The 21,422-nt window shown below is 71.6% G+C and carries 18 protein-coding genes and 1 pseudogene; 14 read left to right on the top strand and 5 right to left on the bottom strand.

What is annotated here, in order from left to right; translation table 11 throughout:
• The first annotated feature begins 183 nt into the window (after positions 1–183).
• Both KBY19_RS00410 and KBY19_RS00415 read left to right on the top strand, forming a co-directional pair.
• Positions 184–705 (top strand): ATP-binding protein, encoded by a 522-nt coding sequence (locus KBY19_RS00410; RefSeq protein ID WP_247690476.1) that lies wholly within the window; start codon positions 184–186, stop codon positions 703–705.
• 145 nt (positions 706–850) lie between these two features.
• Positions 851–1,864, top strand: a complete 1,014-nt coding sequence (locus KBY19_RS00415; RefSeq protein WP_099882652.1) for a DUF5926 family protein — start codon at positions 851–853, stop codon at positions 1,862–1,864.
• A 268-nt stretch (positions 1,865–2,132) separates the two neighbouring features.
• Here KBY19_RS00415 and KBY19_RS00420 read toward each other — a convergent pair whose 3' ends face one another.
• Positions 2,133–2,819 carry a hypothetical protein gene (locus tag KBY19_RS00420; RefSeq protein ID WP_210964878.1) on the bottom strand — a complete coding sequence of 229 codons (687 nt, stop codon included), beginning with the start codon at positions 2,817–2,819 and terminating at the stop codon, positions 2,133–2,135.
• A gap of 238 nt (positions 2,820–3,057) precedes the next feature.
• Positions 3,058–3,783, bottom strand: a complete 726-nt coding sequence (locus KBY19_RS00425) for a bifunctional DNA primase/polymerase (RefSeq protein WP_099882656.1) — start codon at positions 3,781–3,783, stop codon at positions 3,058–3,060.
• A gap of 955 nt (positions 3,784–4,738) precedes the next feature.
• Here KBY19_RS00425 and KBY19_RS36095 point away from each other — a divergent pair.
• The 3 genes from KBY19_RS36095 (at position 4,739) to KBY19_RS00440 (ending at position 8,952) form a co-directional block, all read left to right on the top strand.
• Positions 4,739–6,142: a PP2C family protein-serine/threonine phosphatase gene (locus tag KBY19_RS36095; protein WP_307843410.1), complete on the top strand. Its 1,404-nt coding sequence runs from the start codon at positions 4,739–4,741 to the stop codon at positions 6,140–6,142.
• A 171-nt stretch (positions 6,143–6,313) separates the two neighbouring features.
• Positions 6,314–7,753, top strand: a complete 1,440-nt coding sequence (locus KBY19_RS00435; RefSeq protein ID WP_185017563.1) for an aminopeptidase P family protein — start codon at positions 6,314–6,316, stop codon at positions 7,751–7,753.
• 158 nt (positions 7,754–7,911) lie between these two features.
• Entirely contained in the window at positions 7,912–8,952 is a 1,041-nt protein-coding gene (locus KBY19_RS00440; RefSeq protein ID WP_247690478.1) for a PP2C family protein-serine/threonine phosphatase, read from the top strand.
• Between the two features lie 98 nt (positions 8,953–9,050).
• Here KBY19_RS00440 and KBY19_RS00445 read toward each other — a convergent pair whose 3' ends face one another.
• A complete protein-coding gene (locus KBY19_RS00445) occupies positions 9,051–9,494 on the bottom strand; it encodes an ATP-binding protein (RefSeq protein WP_099882664.1) in 444 nt (147 codons plus the stop codon).
• 289 nt (positions 9,495–9,783) lie between these two features.
• On the opposite strand from KBY19_RS00445, the gene KBY19_RS00450 reads away from it, so the two are divergent.
• The 9 genes from KBY19_RS00450 to KBY19_RS00490 all read left to right on the top strand — a co-directional run bounded on the left by KBY19_RS00450 (position 9,784) and on the right by KBY19_RS00490 (position 19,987).
• A complete protein-coding gene (locus KBY19_RS00450; RefSeq protein ID WP_099882666.1) occupies positions 9,784–10,686 on the top strand; it encodes a hypothetical protein in 903 nt (300 codons plus the stop codon).
• Positions 10,687–10,880: 194 nt separating this feature from the next.
• The gene (locus KBY19_RS00455; RefSeq protein ID WP_210955857.1) at positions 10,881–11,594 is read left to right on the top strand and encodes a YcnI family protein; all 714 of its coding nucleotides are present in this window, start codon (positions 10,881–10,883) and stop codon (positions 11,592–11,594) included.
• Positions 11,582–12,244: an SCO family protein gene (locus KBY19_RS00460; RefSeq protein WP_099882670.1), complete on the top strand. Its 663-nt coding sequence runs from the start codon at positions 11,582–11,584 to the stop codon at positions 12,242–12,244. The genes KBY19_RS00455 and KBY19_RS00460 overlap by 13 nt, the downstream gene beginning before the upstream one ends.
• The gene (locus tag KBY19_RS00465; protein ID WP_099882671.1) at positions 12,241–12,771 is read left to right on the top strand and encodes a copper chaperone PCu(A)C; all 531 of its coding nucleotides are present in this window, start codon (positions 12,241–12,243) and stop codon (positions 12,769–12,771) included. The genes KBY19_RS00460 and KBY19_RS00465 overlap by 4 nt, the downstream gene beginning before the upstream one ends.
• A 131-nt stretch (positions 12,772–12,902) precedes the next feature.
• Entirely contained in the window at positions 12,903–14,846 is a 1,944-nt protein-coding gene (locus tag KBY19_RS00470; protein ID WP_210964933.1) for a copper resistance protein CopC, read from the top strand.
• Between the two features lie 19 nt (positions 14,847–14,865).
• On the top strand, positions 14,866–16,263 hold the full coding sequence (gene efeB, locus KBY19_RS00475; RefSeq protein WP_185017566.1) for an iron uptake transporter deferrochelatase/peroxidase subunit: 1,398 nt from the start codon (positions 14,866–14,868) through the stop codon (positions 16,261–16,263).
• A 42-nt stretch (positions 16,264–16,305) separates the two neighbouring features.
• Positions 16,306–17,235 (top strand): prephenate dehydratase, encoded by a 930-nt coding sequence (gene pheA, locus KBY19_RS00480; RefSeq protein WP_099882675.1) that lies wholly within the window; start codon positions 16,306–16,308, stop codon positions 17,233–17,235.
• A 629-nt stretch (positions 17,236–17,864) separates the two neighbouring features.
• Positions 17,865–19,142 carry a serine--tRNA ligase gene (gene serS, locus KBY19_RS00485; protein WP_185017567.1) on the top strand — a complete coding sequence of 426 codons (1,278 nt, stop codon included), beginning with the start codon at positions 17,865–17,867 and terminating at the stop codon, positions 19,140–19,142.
• Complete coding sequence (locus KBY19_RS00490) at positions 19,139–19,987, top strand: HAD family hydrolase (RefSeq protein ID WP_185017568.1); 849 nt, start codon at positions 19,139–19,141, stop codon at positions 19,985–19,987. The genes serS and KBY19_RS00490 overlap by 4 nt, the downstream gene beginning before the upstream one ends.
• Before the next feature lie 71 nt (positions 19,988–20,058).
• Here the strand turns inward: KBY19_RS00490 and KBY19_RS36100 are convergent.
• Positions 20,059–20,160: pseudogene (locus KBY19_RS36100) on the bottom strand (AsnC family transcriptional regulator); the annotation flags it as partial.
• Between the two features lie 139 nt (positions 20,161–20,299).
• Positions 20,300–21,379 carry a YafY family protein gene (locus KBY19_RS00495; RefSeq protein ID WP_099882679.1) on the bottom strand — a complete coding sequence of 360 codons (1,080 nt, stop codon included), beginning with the start codon at positions 21,377–21,379 and terminating at the stop codon, positions 20,300–20,302.
• Positions 21,380–21,422: the final 43 nt, after the last annotated feature.

Here is a 21,422-nt window from a genome sequence, read left to right on the forward strand (position 1 = left end):
CGCGAGTGCGTCAAGAGAAGCGGGGTGGCCGGTTTCCGCCGCACTCTGCTGGGGCATTCATCCGGATGGCGTGGGGCAAAGGAGGTCTCGGGGGTGGCGTTGGTGGTGGCACAGGAGGTGCCTACTTCGTCGACCATGGCCGTGCCCCATGGTCCGTCGGGTGTACGCGCCGCGCGGCGCAGGATGCGCGAGGAACTCCACGCGTGTGGCGCGCCCGACACGGTAGTCGATGATGCGATCTTGATTCTTTCCGAACTGCTCAGCAACGCGTGCCGGCACGCACGTCCCCTGCACGAGGAACAGGGCGGCGCGAACGGCACGAGCAGCGCGAGCAATCCGGTCAACACCGTCAGAGCGTCTTGGCGCAGGGATGCACGGGGTGAGGTGACCATCGCCGTCACGGACGGTGGCGGTCCGACCCGCCCACTTCCGGCCAAGCCCTCCGTCACCGCACGCGGCGGCAGAGGGCTCGCCATCATCTCCGCCCTCGCCCGCGACTGGGGCGTGCGCTCCGAGCCGGACACCAGCGCGAACGAGCCACCCGGGGTGACGGTCTGGGCCGTGCTGCGGCCGGACAGCTCGTTCAGCGGCCGGGTCGCCGCGAGCCTCAACGGTTTCGAGGGCGAACTGGACGGCGACCTCCCCGGCGGAAGCGGCGGACCGAACGGCGGGTTCGACCTCGCCTCGGTGGAAGAGCTCAAGTAGCCGACGGACCCGGCGAGGGTCGGGCCACCGCCCGGCAGGAGAGAGGCTGCCGGCGGGGAGCACGCCGCACGGGGAGCGACGCGCACCGTACAGCTACTAGGATCGCGGCGCCCACACACCGCCGCATACCTGGAGAACCGCTCGTATGGCCAAGAAGCGCCGACCCCAGACAGCCGCCGCGGCGCCCGCCGGAACCTCCGCGGGCGCGGCAGACGCCGGAAGCTACCCGGTGGTGGGAGCCCGGCAGCCGTGCCCCTGCGGTTCGGGCCGCCGCTACAAGGCGTGCCATGGCAGGGCAGCCGCACAGGCGGCCACCGAACTGGTGCGTCGTCCGTTCGAGGGGCTGCCGAACGAGAGCGACTGGGTCGCGATGCGCGAGCTCGTGCCGGCGGCCACGGCGCGTCTCACGCTCAAGGACGGGCTGCCCGAGGGCGTCCCCGCGGTCACGCTCGCGACGGTGCTGCCGATGGCGTGGCCCGCACTGCGCCGCGAGACCGGTGAGGTCCTGCTGGGGCTGCAGAACGACACGGCGTCCGGCGACATCAGCCGCGACCTGGCGGACACGCTGATCCGGGCGCTGGCCGCCGAGCCGGGCACCCCCGTCGACGCGGGACGGGCAGCGCCGGACGGCCCTCGGCTCCAGGACCTGTTGGACCTGAACGCGCCGTTCGTCCCTCAGGTGCACTCGGGGTTCGAGTTCTGGCTGGACGGTGACGATCAGCCGGCCGGTGAGGTGGCCGCCTCGCTGGAGAGCGCCAACGAGGCCGCGATCCCCACGGCCCGGCTCTCGGGTGTGGAGGGCGCCTACTGGTGCGAGGCGCCCGGGAAGAACCATCTGCGCTGGGTGATGACCCACCCCGAGGAGCAGCTGCTGGACGCCCTCGCACGGCTGCACGCGGCCGGTGGCTCGGCGCTGGGTGAGCCGGGTGACGCCTCCGGCAACGGCGACGGCTCCCGGCTGGTGGGCTCCTTCCGCGCCCACGGCCTGACCGTGCCGGTGTGGGACCTTCCGTCGGGTATGAGGTCGGAGGACTGCGAGAAGCCCGCCGCCGCGTTCGCCGAGCGGCTGGCCGAGGCGCTGGCGGTGACGACTCCGCTGACGGCGGACGAGCGCAGGGCGCGCAACGGTCTCACCAACCGTCAGGTGACCCTCAGCTGAAGGCTGTCGGCGGATTCGGCGAGGGGTTTGCGAAGGACTCGTGACCGTGACTCCGGTCACACTGGCGCCCCAACTTGCCCTACTCGCAGGTAAATCGGCGTCCGGATCTGGGCGATCGAATTTGCTAACCGCCGATCTCTTGTTACCGTTCTTAGAGCCCGGTCGCTGGTGCATCCCCCGTCGCCAGCGACCGGGTTCTTTTGTGCCCGGCTCCGGAGGATCTCGCGTCCCGCAGTCAACTCCCGTCACGGGTGGGCGAGTTGCCACCTCATCGGCGTCGCCGGTCGCTCTCGGCCCGCAGCACTCTCCGCCCGTCAGCTGACGAAACGTCGGCCACCGCCATGTACGTGTCCTTGTCCGCCGTGGCCTTCGCACTACGGCCGCGAGGGGTCTCGCACACGCCTGGATCACCATCGCCGCGCAGCGTGCAGTGCGCGCGCGCCAGCGAGCCATCGGGTCCGTGCAGGGTGAGAACGACGGGCAGCCGGCCACCGGTGGGGTTGCGGTAGTACGCACGGGCCCAGGTGTCACCGCCCTCCGTCAACACGCAGGCGCGCGCCGCCACCCCTTCGGGCGAGACGATTTCCAGCCCGCAGGAGGAGGCCGGAAGTCCTCTCCCGCCCGGGCGGTCCTCGGAGGTCTGACTCCCGGACGGACTGCGCTCAGAAGGGTGGCCGGCCCAGGAGTCGCTGCCGGGGGAGCGCGTGCCGGTTTCGTGACCGCCGGTTTCGTGGCCGCCGGAGTCGTGGCCGCCGGATTCCTGGCTCTGGGAGTCGTGGACCCTGCGGGCGTGGTCGTCGCTGTGCCGGGGCTGTGCGGCCTGGAACGCCTCGGCCGCCAGTCGGGCATCCTGCCCCGCCACCGCCGCCGCCAGCGGCAGTGCGACGGCGAGCGCCACCGTGCTGGCGAGCGTGACCACACGGAGCCGGGAGGAGCGCTCTTGCGGCTGGTGCATGAGGGACCCACCTGGGACACGTACGAGAAGGAGGGAGAGGACCGGGCCGACTGATGAGGTGAACATATCGGGGTCAAGGGGCCGCCGGTGCGACCAGCGTCCCGATTTCCCCATAACTCCGGTCGGCTCCTACCCGTACGGGTGAACGCGCCTGCCCCGCCCCAGTGGACCGGCGCCGGGGGACCGACACCGAGGGGGCCGACACCGGGTGGGCCGGTGCCGGGGCGGCGGGCCGGCCTCAGTAGGCCAGCCGACTCCCGTTGCCCGGCGTGGCCGCGCTCTCCTCGACCAGGACGTCGAGCAGCGTCTCCATCCGGGGCAGCCACGGCCGCCCCTCGCCGCCGCGCTCGGGCTCCCGCTCCCAGCGGACCTTGCCCGCACCCGTGAGCGAGCCGGGCAGCGCGACATAGCCGCCGTCACCGTGGAACCGCAGCGAACTGGGCACCCGGTCCTGGGCGTACAGCAGGTCGCCGAGCTCTTCGAGGGCGTACGGCTCGACCAGGACGGAGAAACGGGTCGGCGTGGCGATCACCGGGCCGACGCGGACGCCGGTGCGGTCGAACGTCGCGAGCGCGCGTGCCCCGGCGACGGCCGGCAGGCTCAGCGCGCAGGGCGCGGAGCCTCCGGTCGCGAGGATGACGGGAGCGTCCGGGCGGTTCTCCCACCACCAGCGCACCATCGTCGGGTCCGTGGTGGCCGCCAGCAGCACGGGTTCGAACGGATGTGCGCCCGGCACCACGCACTCGGGGTCGGGACACGCGCAGGTGGCGGCCGCGCCTCGGGTCCCCTCGGACGCGAGTGCGGCACCGGGCACCACCGGCCACCGCCACTCGGTGGCCGCAGTCAGCGCCGTGCTCCGCGTCGATGACCTGTGGTTATACCGTCCGGGCCGCGCCCAGAGCCGTCGGCCCTGGAGCTGCGCCCAGGCCCGGAGGGAGCGTCGCCTTCCGAGGATCTCGCGCATGAGCGCTCGTTCCTTTCCGTGAACGCCGAACAACGGCTACTACGCAAACACAGCAAACACAGCAAACATCGCCAACTGGCCGTACCGACCGATCTCTAGCTCAATCCACCACGTGTAGCTCTGGTGACCGTGCGTGCCGAACAGCGCATCATGGTGCGGTCCGAGCGTGGAACGTGGCGGGGGGTGGCGCACGTATGGCGTTCGTGCTGTGGACTGCCACCCGCGCCGATGCTGCTCGCACTTGCTCGTTGCTTGCCGAGAACCTGCCCGGCCGCAGCCAGGAGGTCCCCCAGAATCCGCTCGTACCGCGCCTGTGCTGCCTGGTGCAATCCTGCGACTGGTGCCTCCCGCAAGAAGCGGGCGGGTCGGGGCCCGCTGCTCCCTAGGACGCCATGACTCCCCACAGGGTTCCGTACCCGCAACGGCGGTGCCAACGCGCTGCCGAATGGCCTCAGTCGACAGCAGTATGCACGCCACGTGGGCGATTTTCCGCCAATCTTTCCACACCTCGGCCTGCCCCCGTGAGGTGGGCCCACTCCCCGGACATCCTCGGCACTGCAGCGTACGTGCTGGACATGCCCCAACGGCATGTGTAGATGTAGTGGCATTGATAGCGGAGCAGCACGACATGGGGGTTTGCGATGCTATTGGGACAGTTCACCCGCAGCCTGAGCCGCCGCCCATGACCTCCCCGCACCTGCCGAAAGTGGCTGGAATCCAACCGGCGGTTTCCTCGAGCACCTCGACAACCGCAGCGGGCTCGTCCGCTGCGGCACCCACGGCGTCCACGGCAGCTTCGGGATCCGCGGCCACCGCGGCGTCGGCCGCCGGCCCGGCCGATCCGTCGGCGGCGGATCCGTCGGCCCGGGCCGCACCCACGGACACCGCAAGCGCGCTGGCCGACCGCAACCGGATCTGCGACCTCTCCTCGCTCCACGACCTGACCACGCGCCTTGTGCGCACCAAGAGCCTCGACACAGCGCTGCGCGAGACCCTGCGCGCCGGTTCCGCGCTGCTGGGCGCTCCCCGGGGCATGATCGCGCTCGAACCCGGCACCGACCCCGGAAGTGAGCCCTCCACCACTCCGGGCCGCGCCCCCGAACGCACCATCGGTCTCGGCCTCGCCCGCGCCGACCTGGGCCAGATCGAGACCGTCCCGCGCTCTTCCGCCGCGTACGCGCGCATCCTCGACGCGGCCCCCGCCTGCGGTGAGCGGAGCCGGCCGGACCGCACGAACCCATCAGGGGACCTTTCGGACCCGGCGGACCGGACGGACGTGGCGGCCTGGCTGGACGACACCGGCGTCGCCGGGAGCGCCGCGCCGGACGTCCCCACCCCCGACGCGCTGCCGTCCGCCCCCGACACGCCGGCGGCACCCGCCCCGGCACCCGGCATCGCCTGCCCCGACATCGCCGCCGACCAGGACCTCGCCCCCCGGCACCGGGAGGTCGCGGCCCGGCTCGGCTACGCGGCCACCTACGCCGTACCGCTGACCACCGAGTGCGGCACCCGGCTGGGGGCCGCCGTCTGGCTCTACGACGAGCCCGGCGAGCCCACACCCCGCCAGCGGGAGCTCCTCGGCAGCTATCTGCGGCACGCCACCGAGCACTGCGCCCGCCTGGGTGAACTCGCCCGCACCCGCGCCGACATGGCCACGCTCGGCGAGGAACTGCTGCCCAGCACGCTGCCCCGGGTCCCCGGTGTGTCGCTGGCGGTGCGGCACCGTACCGGCCGGTGCGGCGGCGGGGACTGGTACGACGCGCTGCCGTTGCCCGACCGGGCCGTGGGGCTCGCGGTGGGCGGGGTCACAGGCAGCGGCCCGGCCGCGGTGGCCGCCATGGGGCGGTTGCGGGCCTCCCTGCGCGCGTATGCGGTGATGGAGGGCGAGGACCCCGTCGCCGTCCTGTCCGACCTGGAACTGCTGCTGCGGCTGACCGAACCGTCCTGCTCGGCGACGGCGCTGTTCGCCTACGCCGAGCCCGCCACCCGCAAGGTTCTGCTGGCCGGAGCGGGGCACTGCGCGCCGCTGATCGTCGGCCCCCGGCGCATCGAGCCGGTGGAGACGGCCGTCTCGGCGCCGCTGGGAATGCTGGCCTGCTGGGAGGCGCCGAGCGCCGAGATCGTGCTGCAGGAAGGCGAAACGCTTCTGTGCTACACGGACGGACTGCTGCACCGCACCGGCCACTCCATGGACCGCGCCTTCGCCCGGCTGCGCTCGGCCGCCGCCGCGGCCCCGCGAGCGGCCCGGGAGGACCCGGACGCCCTCGTCGACCATGTGCTGCGCACCGTGCTGCCCGGACCGTTGGCCGACCTGCCGGACCACCCCGAGGACGTCGTCCTGCTGGCCGCCCGCTTCTGAGCGCACCGCCCGCCGGCCCCTTGTCCGCCCCTGCCCCCACGCGGGCATCCGAAGCGGCGCCCGCCGGACGTCACGTTCGTACAGCCGAACATCACATTCGTACAGCTGTGGACCAGTCGCGCCCCACCCATACGATGGAAGGTGGTTTTATCCGTCGAAGAGGAGGCAGACGTGGCAGACGCCGCTGACGAACAGCCGATCAAGCAGCGTAAGAACGGCCTGTACACGGGCGTCTCCGATGAGCTGGCGGAGAACATGAAGTCCGGCTGGGGAGACACCGAGCTGCACGATCTGCAGCCGGTCGCGCAGGCCGCCGAGCTCGCCGAGCGGCGCGAGCGGCTGTCGGCGCGCTTCCCGGGCGAGCGTCTGGTCATCCCCGCGGGCAACCTCAAGACCCGGTCCAACGACACCGAGTACCCCTTCAGATCGTCCGTCGAATACGCCTATCTCTCCGGCAACCAGACGGAGGACGGTGTGCTCGTCCTGGAGCCCACGGGTGCGCAGGGCCACACCGCCACGCTCTACCTCCTGCCCCGCTCCGACCGGGAGAACGGCGAGTTCTGGCTGGACAGCCAGGGCGAGCTGTGGGTCGGCCGCCGGCACAGCCTCACCGAGAGCGAGAAGCTCTACGGCCTGCCCTGCGCCGATGTGCGGACGGTCGCCGACCTGCTCCGCGGGGCGAGCGGCCCGGTCCGGGTCGTGCGGGGCCACGACGCCGGGATCGAGGCCGCCCTGGCGGACCAGGTCACCGCCGAGCGCGACGAGGAGCTGCGGAGCTTCCTGTCCGAAATGCGGCTGGTCAAGGACGGGTTCGAGATCGGCGAGCTGCAGAAGGCCGTCGACTCGACCGTGCGTGGCTTCGAGGACGTCGTACGCTCCCTCGACAAGGCCGAGGCCACCTCCGAGCGCTACATCGAAGGCACGTTCTTCCTGCGGGCCCGGGTGGAGGGCAACGACGTCGGTTACGGCTCCATCTGCGCGGCCGGACCGCACGCCACCACACTGCACTGGATGCGCAACGACGGACCGGTGCGTTCGGGCGAGCTGCTGCTGCTCGACGCGGGCGTGGAGACGCACACCCTCTACACCGCCGACGTCACCCGCACCCTGCCCGTCAACGGCCGCTTCACCGAGCTGCAGCGCAAGATCTACGACGCGGTGTACGAGGCGCAGGAGGCGGGCATCGCCGCCGTCAAGCCGGGCGCCAAGTACCTCGACTTCCACAACGCGGCACAGCGCGTCCTCGCCACCAAGCTGGTCGAATGGGGCCTGGTGGAGGGCCCGGTCGAGCGGGTGCTGGAGCTGGGCCTCCAGCGGCGCTGGACGCTGCACGGCACCGGCCACATGCTCGGCATGGACGTGCACGACTGCGCGGTCGCCCGGCGTGAGACGTACGCCGAGGGCACGCTGGAGCCGGGCATGTGCCTGACGGTGGAGCCCGGGCTGTACTTCCAGGCGGACGACGAGACGGTGCCCGAGGAGTACCGCGGCATCGGGGTGCGCATCGAGGACGACATCCTGGTGACCGAGGACGGCAACCGGAACCTCTCCGCCGCGCTGCCGCGCAGCAGCTCCGACGTGGAGAGCTGGATGGCGAAGCTGCGGGCCTGAAAGCCCGGCGGCAGGTCACAACTGTTCGAGCACAGCGGCGAGGACGGGAGACGACGTCACGGCACGAGCCTGCTGAGCGAAGTCACCCCCCAGGAAGAGAGCACGCTTTGGTCTCCCGGTTGCGGACCGGACTGCTGTCCGCGTTTCCCTTCCTCGCCATGGGCATCGTCGGTGCCGTCGACCTGACGGCCGGGCCCAAGATCGGGCTGCAGCCGATGATGGCGCTCGGGCCCGCCTTCGCCGGTCTGACCGGTGGCAAGCGCCGCACCGCACTGGTGGGCGCGCTGGCGATGGCGCTGTCGATCGCGCTGAGCCTCTACAACGAGCAGTTCGGCGAGCGGCGCGGCAACGCGACGCTGATCTCCGTTGCGGGCGTGTCCGTCGCGGCGCTGCTGGCTACCGCGATGCGACAGAAGCGCGAGGCCGAACTGGCCAACGTGCGTTCCATCGCGGAGGCCGCGCAGCGGGTGCTGCTGCGCCCGGTGCCGCGCAGCGCCGGGCAGCTGCGGGTCGCCGTCTCCTACACCTCGGCCGTCGCCGAGGCACGGATCGGTGGTGACCTGTACGAGGTGGTCACCTCGCCGAACGGCGTCCGCGTCATCATCGGTGACGTCCAGGGCAAGGGCCTGGAGGCGGTGGAGACGGCGGCAGTGGTGGTGGGCGCCTTCCGCGAGGCCGCCTACGACGAACCGGACCTGCCGGCCGTCGGCGCACGCCTGGAGCGCGCCCTGGACCGGCATCTGCTGGGGGAGAAGTTCGTGACGGCGGTGCTCGCCGAGGTGCCGCACGGCACGCACTCCCCCAGTGCGACACTGCTGAATTTCGGGCACCCGGCGCCGCTGGCGATCCGGCAGGACGGCAGCGTGTACTTCGCCGAGCCGCCGCAGCGCTCCCTTCCGCTGGGTCTGGGCCTGCACGGGAGTGAATCGCCGCGCCCGCACGAGGTGCGGTTCGCCCCGGGAGACCAACTGCTGCTGTACACCGACGGCGTCACCGAGGCCCGCGACCCCGACAACCTCTTCTACCCGCTCGACCATCGGGCCCATCTGCTCAAGGACCCCGACGCGGAAGCCGCGCTGGAGGCCGTACGGCAGGACATCCAGGAGCATGTGCGCTCCCCGCTGCACGATGACGCGGCCATGCTGCTGCTGCGCTACCGGAACCCGGCCCCGCCGCCCACGGCTGCAGCGGAGGCATGAGGCTGCTCCGGCGTCGGAGCGGTGGCGGGGGCGGTGTCGGAGCGGTGCGGGGCGGCGTCGGGACACCGTCATCCGGAGCGGCGTAGTCCGGAGCGGCGTCAGGACGCTGTCATGAGGTGCCCGTCGCGGCGGGCGAGAACCTTGTCGAAGCTGACGACCGCGCCGCCGTGCCCCGGCCGGTTGCGGAACCGTACGTGGTCGGCCAGTGACTCGATCAGATACAGGCCCCGTCCGCTCTCCGCCTCGTTCGGGCAGCGGGCCGGGCTGTAGCCGGCGGGGAAACCGGGTCCGGTGTCCGCCACCTCGATACGGCAACGGTTGCCCTCCAGATACGCGGAGACCCGGTACGCGCCGACCATGTCACCCGCCGTGCTGCCGTGCTCGATCGCGTTCGCGCACGCCTCGGACAGAGCGAGGCACATGTCGTAGGCCACGTCCGGATCGGCTCCGGCCGAGGCCATCGAGCTCAGCAGGAGCTGCCGCGCGAGCGGCACACTGGCGGCTTCGCGCCGTAGCCGGAGAGACCACCACAGGCTGCTCATGCTCACCCTCCATGCGGCTCGACACAGGATTACCTATTGCCTGCGCGTTCCAGCACTACGCCGTGCCGTCACGATGACCCCCGTACGGCGGAAGAGGGCAGCTCCATGTGCAGCTCGGGGGCACTGCGTGCGGGTACGGCGGAAGCGCGACGCGGGGTGCGCGCCCCCTGGATGACGGAGGGCACCGGCCAACCTGACGCGGTGCGCCAAAACGGCGGTCGAGTGCTGGTGGAGCAGTTGTGGCCCTGCCGTGTGCGGGCTGGGAGGTCGGTGAGATGATGGCGCGGCCATGACTGCCGGTGCGGATCTGAGACTGCTACGGGCCGCGGTGTTCGCCGCGGTCTGTGTCACCGTGTCCGCCGCGGGGCATCTGCTGGCCGCCGACACCGTGCTGCCGTTCGGCACGCTGGCGCTGGGCTTCGGCTGTGTCTTCGTCGTCGCCGTCGCGCTGGCCGGGCGGGAGCGCTCGCTGCCGGGCATCGCGGGGCTCCTCGCGCTGGGACAGGTCGTTCTGCACCTGGTGTTCTCGATGGGCGCCGGTGGGCAGCATTCAACGGCGGCAGCCGGCTCCACCGTCGGTGCCGGTTCGGCCGCAGGTGCGGGTCCGGACTCGGGAGGGCTGCAGGCGCTCGCCGGGAAGCTGCTGTGCAACGACAGCGCGACGGGTATGAGCGACGCCGAGGCGCGGCGTGTCGTCGTCCGCGCGGGCCTCGATCCGCAGGCGGCCAGCGCCGGGGGCACCAGCGCGGGTGGTGCGGCCGAGCATGCCGCGCACGCCGGACACCAGGCCGCCGCCGCGGCGCCTTTCCCCGACTCCCCGCTCGACTGCCTGCGCGAAGCCGCGCGGGCGGCGGCAGGCATGTGCGAAGTTCCGATGCTGCTCGGACACCTGTGTGCCGCCCTGCTGCTCGGCTGGATGCTGCGGCGGGGCGAGGCCGCGCTGTGGCGGCTGGTGCGGCTGTCGGCGGACGCCGCTGCGGCGGCGGAGGAACTGGTGGCCGCGCTCGCCCTGCGTACCGCCCTGGCCCTCGTCCGGGCGCTGCACACCGGGCTGCTGCCCCGGGCTGTGGTACGCGTCCGCCTCGACCGGCCGGACGACGAGACGGCGCCCCGGCCGCTGCTGCTCCAGCACTCCGTCCACCGCCGCGGACCGCCCGCACAGCAGGCGGACGCCTTCGCGCTCGCGGCCTGACGAACTCACGACGCTCGCTGAGACCGAGTTGCCCCGGCCCCTCCCCTTCGCACACCTTCGCGCAAGGGGACGTGGGGGGCGCAGCGATGACAGCGGCGCCGTGCGGGCCGCCGCGCGCCCGCGCGTCCGCCTCCGGCGTGCCATGTCACTCGTCTCACTCGCCCTGTGCCGACAGGGCACTCAGGAGCATGCTCATGAAGATCGTCAACCGCCGTGCCGCCACCGCCTGCGCGCTCGCCGCCGGGACCGTCCTGCTGGTCGCGGGGCCCGCTTCGGCGCACGTCAGCGTCGACCCGAAGGAGGCGGCCAAGGGCGGCTACAGCACCGTCAACTTCAAGGTGCCGAACGAGAAGGACGACTCCTCCACCGTGAAGCTGGAGGTCACCTTCCCGACGGATCATCCGCTGGCTTCCGTGATGCCGCAGCCGGTGCCCGGCTGGGACATCAAGGTCGACAAGAAGAAGCTGGACAAGCCGATCGAGATGCACGGCGAGAAGATCACCGAAGCCGTCTCCAAGGTCACCTGGAGCGGCGGGAAGGTCGAGCCGGGCCAGTTCCAGCAGTTCCCCGTCTCCATGGGGCAACTGCCCGAGGACGCGGACCGGTTGGTCTTCAAGGCTCTGCAGACCTACGACAACGACGATGTCGTCCGGTGGATCGAGGAGCCCGAGGAAGGCGCGGCCGAGCCGGAGAACCCGGCGCCCGTACTGAAGCTCACCGCGGACGGCTCCGGTGACGGAGCCGCCGCCACCGGTTCCTCGGCGGACGACGCCAAGGGCACCGAGAAGACCGCGGCGGCCGCCGACAGCGACTCCGCGTCCACCTCCGACACCACCGCGCTCACACCGCCCCTCACTCCCTGCACGATCCCTACTGCACGATGCGGACAAGCACTATGCGCACCATGAGAAAGGCCGCTGCCGCCGCCGTCGCCGCGGCCGCCGCACTCGCCCTGGCGGGCTGCGGCTCCGACTCCGGCGGCGACAAGGCCACCGACAAGCCGGCGACGGTCGAGAAGCCGGAGAAGAAGGGCGGAACGGTCCTCGACCAGCCCTTCGCCAAGCCTGATCTGGAGCTCACCGACACACACGGCAAGAGCTACGACCTGATCAAGGAGACCAAGGGCCACCCCACCCTGCTGTACTTCGGCTACACCCACTGCCCGGACATCTGCCCGCTGACCATGAGCAACATCTCGATGGCCAAGTCCAAGCTGCCCGAGGAGCAGCAGAAGAAGCTGCGGGTCGTCTTCGTCACCACCGACCCGAAGCGGGACACCCCCAAGGAGCTCGGGGAGTGGCTGGACGGCCAGGACCCGTCCTTCATCGGGCTGACCGGCGACTTCGACACCATCCAGGCGGGCGCGCGTGCCGTGGGCGTCAGCGTCGAGCCCTCGTACAAGAAGAAGAACGGCGACATCGTCTCCACCCACGGTGCCCAACTGCTGGTCTTCTCCCCCAAGGACGACAAGGCGCACGTCCTGTACACCGAGAAGAACACCGGGCCGGAGATCCTGGAGAAGGACCTGCCCAAGCTCATCGAGGGGAAGAACCCGTGACCGCCCGGCGCCTCGACGCAGGCGGCCCCGGCGCCCGCCCCCGCAACCGCAGCGACCGCCGTCCGCTCGCCGCCGTGGCGACCGGCGCGGTGCTCGTGCTCGCCCTGGGGGCCTGCTCGTCCTCAGACGACAAGGAGAGCACCACCAAGAGCGACGGCCGGCCCGAGCTGAAGGTCAGCGGCGCCTATGTGCCGCAGCCGCCGACGAAGGAGATGGCCGGCGGCTTCCTCACCGTGCGGAACGGGGGCGGCCAGGCCGACAAGCTGACCTCCGTCTCCAGCGACGTCGCGGGGAAGGTGGAGATGCACAAGACGGTCGAGCAGCAGATGCAGCAGGTGAAGTCCCTGCGCGTGCCCGCCCACGGCACTCTCCGGCTGGAGCGCGGCGGCAACCACCTGATGCTCATGGAGTTGGAGCGCAAGCCGACGAAGGGCCAGACGGTCACCTTCGTACTGCACTTCGAGCGGTCCGGTGCCGTCACGGTCAAGGCTCCCGTCGAAGCGACGAACTACACACCGAAGAAGTGAGGTTCGCAGGCGTGCCGTCCACCACCCGAGCCCCCTTCCGCGCGGCCGTACTCCGCGCCGTCGGCCGCTCCGTCGCTCCCCGTCCGGCAACCGCTCCCCGTTCGGCCACTCCCCGCTCGACCGCCACCCGGGTGCTGTTCGCCCTCGTCACGGGTGCCGTCGCGCTGCTGGGAGTGCTGGCGGCCGCGGGACCGGCCGGGGCGCACGCCGCGCTGACGGGCAGCGATCCCGCGAAGGGCTCGGTGGTGCGCGGCGCGCCTGAGCAGGTCACGCTGGACTTCTCCGAGGGCGTGGCCATGTCGGACGGTGCCATCCGGGTGCTGGACCCACGTGGACAGCGGGTCGACACCCGGAAGGTCCGGGACACCGGCACGGCCGGGAAGGTGCAGCGTGCCGTCTCGCTGAAGCCGGGGCTCGGCAAGGGCACCTACACGGTCGCCTGGCAGGCCGTCTCCGCGGACAGCCACCCTGTCTCGGGCGCGTTCACCTTCTCCGTGGGCAAGCCGTCCAAGACGAGCGCGACAGTGCCGCAGCAGGACAAGGACGCGGGCGGCGGGACGGTGGGTGCCCTCTACGGGGTCGGCCGGTACGCCGCCTACGCGGGCTTCGTGCTGCTGATCGGCGGTGCTGCGTTCGTGCTGATGTGCTCGCCGCGCGCGGCTTCCTCGCGCGCGGTGCAGCGGCTGACGGTGACCGGCTGGACCACTCTGGCGGCGTCGACGCTGGCGCTGTTGCTGCTGCGCGGCCCCTACACCGGTTCGGGACGGTTCGCCGACGTCCTCGACCTGGGCGCGCTCAAGGACGTGGTGGCCACCAAGCCGGGCGCCGCGCTTGTCTCCCGGCTGCTGCTGCTCGCGGCGGCCGCGCTGTTCGTCTCGGTGCTCTTCGGCGCGTACGCGCGGCGCGGCGGGGAAGAGGCCGCACAGGAGGAGGCCGCACGGCAGCGGCGGGATCTGCGCTACGGGCTGTCCGTGGGCGGCACGGTGGTGGCGGCCGGTCTCGCGGCGACATGGGCGATGGCCGAGCACGCCTCCACCGGTATCCAGGCCGGAGTGGCGATGCCCGTCGACGTGCTGCATCTGCTCGCGGTCGCGCTGTGGCTGGGCGGCCTCGCCGCGCTGTTCTGCCTGCTGCGCTGGGGCCCTGCTCCCACGGGTACGACAGTGCGGCGGTTCTCGCGGCTGGCGTTCACCTGTGTGACCGTGCTTGCCGCGACGGGGCTGTACCAGTCGTGGCGCCAGGTGGGGTCCTGGAGTGCGCTGACGGGCACTTCGTACGGACAGTTGCTGATGGTGAAGGTCCTGCTGGTCGGGGTGCTGGTGTCCGTGGGCTGGTTCTCCCGACGGTGGACAACCCGGTTGACCGAATCTCCGGCAGAGGCTTCCGTCCGGAGGGCGACCGTACCGGCAAGGCGCAGCCCGGAAAGCGACACTGCCCGAACGTCCGCCCGGAGCGCCCCCGAAGCCCGGGACGGCCAGAAGGCCGGGACCACCGATCCGGTGCGCGCCGCACAGCTGGCGCGGCAGCGGGTGGCCGCCGACGCGGCGAGAGAGCGTCAGCAACGGGAGGCCGACCCGCAGCGCAGCGAGCTGCGCCGCTCGGTGCTGACCGAGGCGGCCGTCGCCGTCGTACTGCTGGCGGTCACCACGGCCCTGACCGGCACCGAACCCGGCCGCACCGAGGAACAGGTGCGCGCGGCGACCGACACCGCACGGAACGCACCCGGCGGACCGGTGGATGTGAAGGTGCCGTTCGACACGGGAGGCCCCGACGGCAAGGGCACCGCCGAGCTGGAGATCGACCCGGGCAGCAGCGGAGACAACAGTCTGGAGCTGCGCACGACCGGCCCCAGCGGCAAGCCGGTGGAGGCGCCCGAGGTGAAGATCGCCTTCACCCTGCCCGCCAAGGACCTCGGCCCGCTGTCGGTGCCGCTGAAGCCGGTGGAGCGCGAGAAGGGCCACTGGAAGGCCACCGGGCTGCAGCTGCCCATGGCCGGAAAATGGGAGGTCGCGATCACCGTTCGCACTTCCGACATCGACCAGGTCACCAAGACCACCACCGCCACCATCGGCTGAGCCGGAACCGAGCGACGACATGAGCACGAACAGCACGAACCGCCCGAAGAACACGAAGAACACGCAGGACACGCAGAGCGCGCGGAACACCGCGAAGAGCGCGGACGACGGCGCCGCGAAGACCGGCGCCGACGGATCGGCGACCGGCAGCGGCTCCGACGTGCGGGGCGGTCAGCGCCCCGCGGCGGTGCGGCTGTCCCGACGTCGGCTGCTGGGCACCGCCTCGGCGGCGGGCGCTGCGGGACTGGCCCTGGGCGGTGCGGGCGGCGCCTGGGCCCACTCGGCGACCCAGGAGGAGCCGCCCACCGCGCTGAGCACACTGGGGTCAACCACCGTGCCGTTCCACGGCACGCACCAGGCGGGCATCGCGACACCCGCGCAGGCGCACGGGCACCTGCTCGCCTTCGACCTCGCCGCGGACGCCGGCCGCAAGCAGGCCGCGGCACTGCTGCGCCGCTGGTCCGACGCGGCCCGGCGGATGATGGCGGGCGAGCCGCCCAGGGACGGCGAGCGGGACACCGGGATCGCACTGGACGCCGGACCGTCGTCGCTGACCGTCACGTTCGGCTTCGGCCGTACGTTCTTCACCCGTACCGGACTGGAGGACCGGCTGCCGACGCAGCTCGCACCGCTGCCGGACTTCTCGGCGGACGCGCTGGACAAGAAGCGCTCGGACGGCGACCTGTGGGTGCAGATCGGCGCCGATGACGCGCTGGTCGCCTTCCACGCGCTGCGCGCCCTGCAGCGCGAGGCGGCGGGCACCGCGCGGGTGCGCTGGCAGATGACCGGCTTCAACCGCTCTCCCGGTGCCACCGACCGCCCCCGTACGGTGCGCAATCTGATGGGCCAGGTGGACGGCACCAACAACCCCGATCCGGACGACAAGCAGGACGCCGAGAAGATCTTCGTTCCGGCCTCCGGTGAGCCCTCCTGGATGGCTGGTGGCTCCTATGTGGTGCAGCGGCGTATCCGGATGCTGCTGGACGAGTGGGACGAGCGTTCGCTGCACGAGCAGGAGAAGGTCATAGGGCGCCGCAAGTCCGACGGAGCACCGCTGTCCGGCGGCCATGAGCACACCGACCCGGATCTGGACAAGCTCGGCCGGGACGGGCAGCCGCTGATCGCCGGGAACGCGCACATCAGGGTGACGGCTCCGCAGAGCAACGGTGGAGCGACGATGCTGCGCCGTCCGTTCTCCTTCCACGACGGCTTCCGGGACGACGGTACGCCGGACGCCGGGCTGCTCTTCCTGGCCTGGCAGGCCGACCCGCTGCGCGGCTTCGTGCCCGTCCAGCGCAAGCTCGACCGGGGGGACGCGCTCTCGCGCTTCCTGCGGCACGAGGCGAGCGGGCTGTTCGCCGTGCCGGGCGGTCCACGCAAGGGCGAGTACGTGGGGCAGCGGCTGCTCGAAGGCTGAGACCGGCACCCGGTGCGGTGCCCGCGCGACTACCGTGGCGGCATGTCACCTGCGAGCCGCTACACCTACCTCGGCCCCGAGGGAACCTTCACCGAAGCCGCGCTGCACACCCTTCCCGAGGCCGCCACCCGCCAGCTCACGCCGATGGTGTCGGTCCCGGCGGCCCTGGACGCCGTACGGAACGGGGAGGCGCAGGCGGCGTTCGTGCCGATCGAGAACTCGGTGGAGGGCGGTGTCACCGCCACCCTGGACGAGCTGGCCGGCGGCCGACGGTTGATGATCTACCGCGAGGTGCTGCTCCCCATCGCCTTCGCGCTGCTGGTACGGCCCGGCACGCCGCTGGAGGAGGTCAAGACGGTCACCGGGCATCCGGTCGCGCAGCCGCAGGTGCGCAACTGGCTGGCGGAGCATCTGCCGGACGCGCTGTGGGAGTCGGCGGCCTCCAACGCGGACGGTGCCCGGCTGGTGCAGGAGGGCCGTTACGACGCCGCCTTCGCGGGTGAGTTCGCCGCCGCCACCTACGGTCTGGAGCCGCTGGTCACCGGGATCCACGACGCGGAGAACGCCACGACCCGGTTCGTGCTGCTGGGCCAGCCGGGTCGGCCGGCCGCGCCGACGGGCGCCGACAAGACCTCGGTCGTCTTCTGGCTGCGCGGGGACCAGCCGGGTGCGCTGCTGGAGGTGCTGCACGAGTACGCCTCCCGCGGCGTCAACATGATGCGGATCGAGTCGCGGCCCACGGGTGAGGGCATCGGGCAGTACTGCTTCTCGGTGGACTGCGAAGGTCATGTGCAGGACCGCAGGGTGGGGGATGTGCTGATGGGGCTGAAGCGCTCCTGCCGTGCGGTGCGCTTCCTGGGCTCGTATCCGCGCGCCGACGAGCAGCCGCCGACAGTGCGCTCGGGCACGGCGGACGAGGACTTCGTGGCGTCGGCGGACTGGCTGTCGCGGTGTCTGGACGGGCGGGACTGAGACGCCGGAGGACTGTCGAGGGCTTATCGGGGGCCGGATGGGGGCCGGTCGGGCTCCGGGTGGGCGTCGTGCACAGGCTCGGCAAAGTTATCCACAGGGGTGGGTGGCGACCTGTGCACAAGTCGACAGGGAAAACGGACTCAGTCGACAAAGCGGCATGCAGACCGCATCTCCCTCCACAGCCCCCAACTCCCACCCCGTCACCACAATTCCAGTGATCAACTCTTTGGGGTGAGTCAATCCCCCTCGATTGAGTGGGTATTTCTGGTTTATCCCGGGAATTCCGCGCCGACCGAACAGGTGCCGGAACCGAACTCCCTCATTTCCACAGCACCACTACTCCCCCTGTGGAAAACTCGACGGGCGCCTGCCACAGCTGTGGATAAGTGCCGCCGAGTGCCTGCTCAACTCCCCCGCGAGTGCGTCCAGTCCACGCGACCCGGCGGGACCGGCCGGGCCCGGTACGGCGCTCACGGAAATCCGGAAAACCGGAAGAACGAGAAAACCGGAAGAACGAGAAACCCAGAGAACAGTATTTTTTCCGGAGCTGCAAAACGCTCAATTCGGACAAAACACAGCAAAGCGATATCGAATCGAGCGCCCTTCGAGGCCACCGGTACCCTGGCGGGGTGATTGACCTTCGCCTGCTCCGTGAGGACCCCGACCGTGCGCGCGCCTCCCAGCGCGCCCGTGGAGAGGACGTCGACCTCGTCGACGCGGTGCTCTCCGCCGATGAACGGCGCAGGTCCTCAAGCGTCCGCTTCGACGAACTCCGCTCCGAGCAGAAGCAGCTCGGAAAGCTCATCCCCAAGGCGGAGGGCGATGAGAAGGCGGAGCTGCTGCGCCGCGCCGGGGAACTGGCGAGCGCGGTGAAGGCCGCCGACACGGAGAAGGACGAGGCCGCGGCCGAGACCCAGCGGTTGCTGAGCCGGCTCAGCAACCTGGTGCACCCGGATGTGCCGGTCGGCGGCGAGGAGGACTTCACCGTCCTGGAGACCATCGGCACGCCCCGCGACTTCGCAGCCGAGGGCTTCGAGCCCAAGGACCACCTGGAGCTGGGCCAGAAGCTCGGCGCCATCGACGTCGAACGCGGCGCCAAGGTGTCGGGCTCGCGCTTCTACTTCCTCACCGGCGTCGGGGCGCTGCTGGAGCTGGCCCTGGTCAACGCGGCCGTCGCGCAGGCGACCGAGGCGGGTTTCACGCCGATGCTGACGCCCGCGCTGGTCAAGCCGCAGGCGATGGAAGGCACCGGCTTCCTGGGCCAGGCCGCGCAGGACGTCTACCGCCTGGACAAGGACGACATGTACCTCGTGGGCACCTCGGAGGTGGCGCTCGCGGGGTATCACATGGACGAGATCATCGAGGCCGACCGGCTGCCGCTGCGCTACGCCGCCTTCTCGCCCTGCTTCCGGCGCGAGGCCGGCTCGTACGGCAAGGACACCCGCGGCATCTTCCGCGTCCACCAGTTCGACAAGGTGGAGATGTTCTCCTACATCGACCCCGAGGAGTCCCAGGCCGAGCACCGCAGGCTGCTCCAGTGGGAGAAGCAGTGGCTGACGAGCCTGGAACTGCCGTTCCAGGTGATCGATGTGGCCACCGGCGATCTGGGGTCCTCGGCGGCGCGCAAGTTCGACTGCGAGGCGTGGATCCCCACCCAGGGCAAGTACCGCGAGCTGACCTCCACCTCGGACTGCACCGAGTTCCAGTCGCGCCGGCTGTCGATCCGGATGCGCGACGGCAAGAGAGTGAAGCCGCTGGCGACGCTGAACGGCACGCTGTGCGCCGTCCCGCGCACCATCGTGGCGCTGCTGGAGAACCACCAGCAGGAGGACGGCTCGGTGTGGGTGCCGCCGGTGCTACGTCCGTACCTGGGGGGCCGCGAGGCGCTGGAGCCGGTCGCCAAGTGAGCGCGTCACCGGCCGTCCCGTCCGGCCCTTCCGGCCCGGCAGCGTTTCCGTACCGGCTGATCGCCACCGATCTGGACGGCACACTGCTGCGCTCCGACGACACCGTCTCCGAGCGCACCCGTGCCGCGCTGGACGCCGCCACCGCGCGGGGTGCCGCCCACATCGTCGTCACAGGGCGGGCGGTGCCGTGGACGAAGCAGATACTGGCGAACCTCTCCTACCGCGGGCTGGCGGTGTGCGCACAGGGCGCCCAGGTCTACGACGCGGGTTCCGATCGGCTGCTGACCTCCGTCACGCTCGACAGGCGGGTCGCCGAACAGGCACTCCTGCGGCTGGAGAAGGAGATCGGCACCGTCGCGGTGGCCGCCTCCCGCGACGGTGTGGACGGCGAGGTGCTGGCGGGGCCGGGCTACCGCGTCCACGACGGGCCGCTGCCCTACGTTCCGTTCGAGAACCGCGAGACCATCTGGCGGCAACCGCTGAACAAGCTGTACATCCAGCACGGGCAACTGGACGACGACGAACTGGCGAAGGCCGCACGTGCCGCCGTCGGCGACCTGGTGGGTGTGGTGATGGCCGGCGAAGGCGTCGTCGAGCTGCTGCCGCTGGGCCTCACCAAGGCCAAGGGGCTCGCCCTGGCGGCCCGCCGACTCAAGATCCGCGCCGCGGAGACCATCGCCTTCGGCGACATGCCCAACGACCTCCCCATGTTCGCCTGGGCCGGTCGGGGCGTCGCCATGGAGAACGCGCACGAGGAGCTGCTGACCGTCGCCGACGAGGTGACCGCCTCCAACGACGAGGACGGCATCGCGCTGGTGCTGGAGCGGCTGGCCGCCGCCCAGTGACCCGCCGGCCCTCGCTGGGGGCAGCCCCGCAGGGTCAGTGCAAGCCGCTCAGAAAGGGCCCTGGCCGGCGTTCCGGTGGCACGCAGTTCCGCCATCCGCCGCCGCGCCGTCGAGAGTGACCAGCCGGTCGCGGCTGCCAGGTCGGGCACCGGTCTGCGGCCGTCCTGCGCGAGGGACAGGCGGAGGCGGGCAGGCGGCCGGACACGGACAGGTGGACGGGCGCGGGCAGGCGGCCGGACACGGGCACGAGGCTGCCGCCGGGGGCGTGCTGGGCGCTGCCGGGCACGTACAGGGCGACGCCCGGCGGCCGGTTCACTCCTCGGGCTCGTAGGGCGCTGCGGAGCCGCCCCGCGGCCGGTACAGCGCCGCCACCTCGTCGGCGCGGAGCAGGAGGAGATCGAGGGCCTCGGGAGGATCGAGAACCTCCACCCAGGGGCCGAACTGGAGGAGCATCGCGACACCGGCGAGGACGGAGAAGGCGAGGCGGACAGTGACCCATTCCCCCTGTCCCTCCCCCTGCCTCTCCTCCTGGCCGTCCCCGCCGCCTGCGCTCTCCGTGCCGCCCTCGGCCTGACCGCCGCCCTTCTGCTCCCCGTCCGGGCCGAGTGTTCCGATCAGGGTCGGCCCGACGATCCGGGTGAACATGTCGAACCGGGAGCGGTGCACCCGTGCGGTCACCAGCACCTGTCTGGGCCGGTCCTCGACGCGGCGGCGCAGCGTCTGCCAGACGTCGGCGAGTTCCGCCCCGTCGCGGCGCCGCACCTGCTCCTCCAGCACACTCGCCGAGGCGATCCGGTCGACACGGAAGAGGGCGGGGGAGCGGCGCCGGTCGGCGACCAGGTACCAGACGCCGGCTTTGCTGACGAGGCCGTACGGATCGACTGTGTAGGTGCGCAGCCGGCTCTCGCCGCTGTGCCGGTAGCGGAGCCGCAGCCTGCGGTCGGTGAAGACGGCGGTGTGCAGTACCTCCAGTTCGACCTCGGCGCGGGGCCCGTTCAGCCACCGGTCGGGGTCGACAAGGATGCGGCGGCTGGTCAGTTCGGCGACCGGGCGGTGCGGGGCGGGAAGCGCGGCCATCACCTTGCGGAGCGCGGAAACCAGCGCACTGTCGAGCCCCAGCGCCGAGTGCGCGCCCTGTGCGGCCAGGATGAACAGCGCGCGGGCCTCGTCGCTGGTCAGGCCGGTCACGTCGGTGCGATAGCCGGACAGCAGTGTGATGCCACCGTGCCGCCCGCGTTCCGCGTACACGGGCACCCCGGCGGCCGACAGTGCCTCCACGTCCCGGTAGATGGTCCGCGCGGAGACTTCCAGCTCCGCCGCCAGCTCGTCCGCGGGAACGCGCCCGCGCGTCTGGAGGAGCAACAGGATGGCCAGCAGGCGGTCGGATTTCACTCGTCCACAGTGCACCAGAAAAGTTGACGGAATATGTCAAGTT

Origin of the sequence: Streptomyces sp. B15 (assembly GCF_018070605.1) — a bacterium.
In the GTDB taxonomy this organism is placed as follows: Bacteria; Actinomycetota; Actinomycetes; order Streptomycetales; family Streptomycetaceae; genus Streptomyces; species Streptomyces smyrnaeus.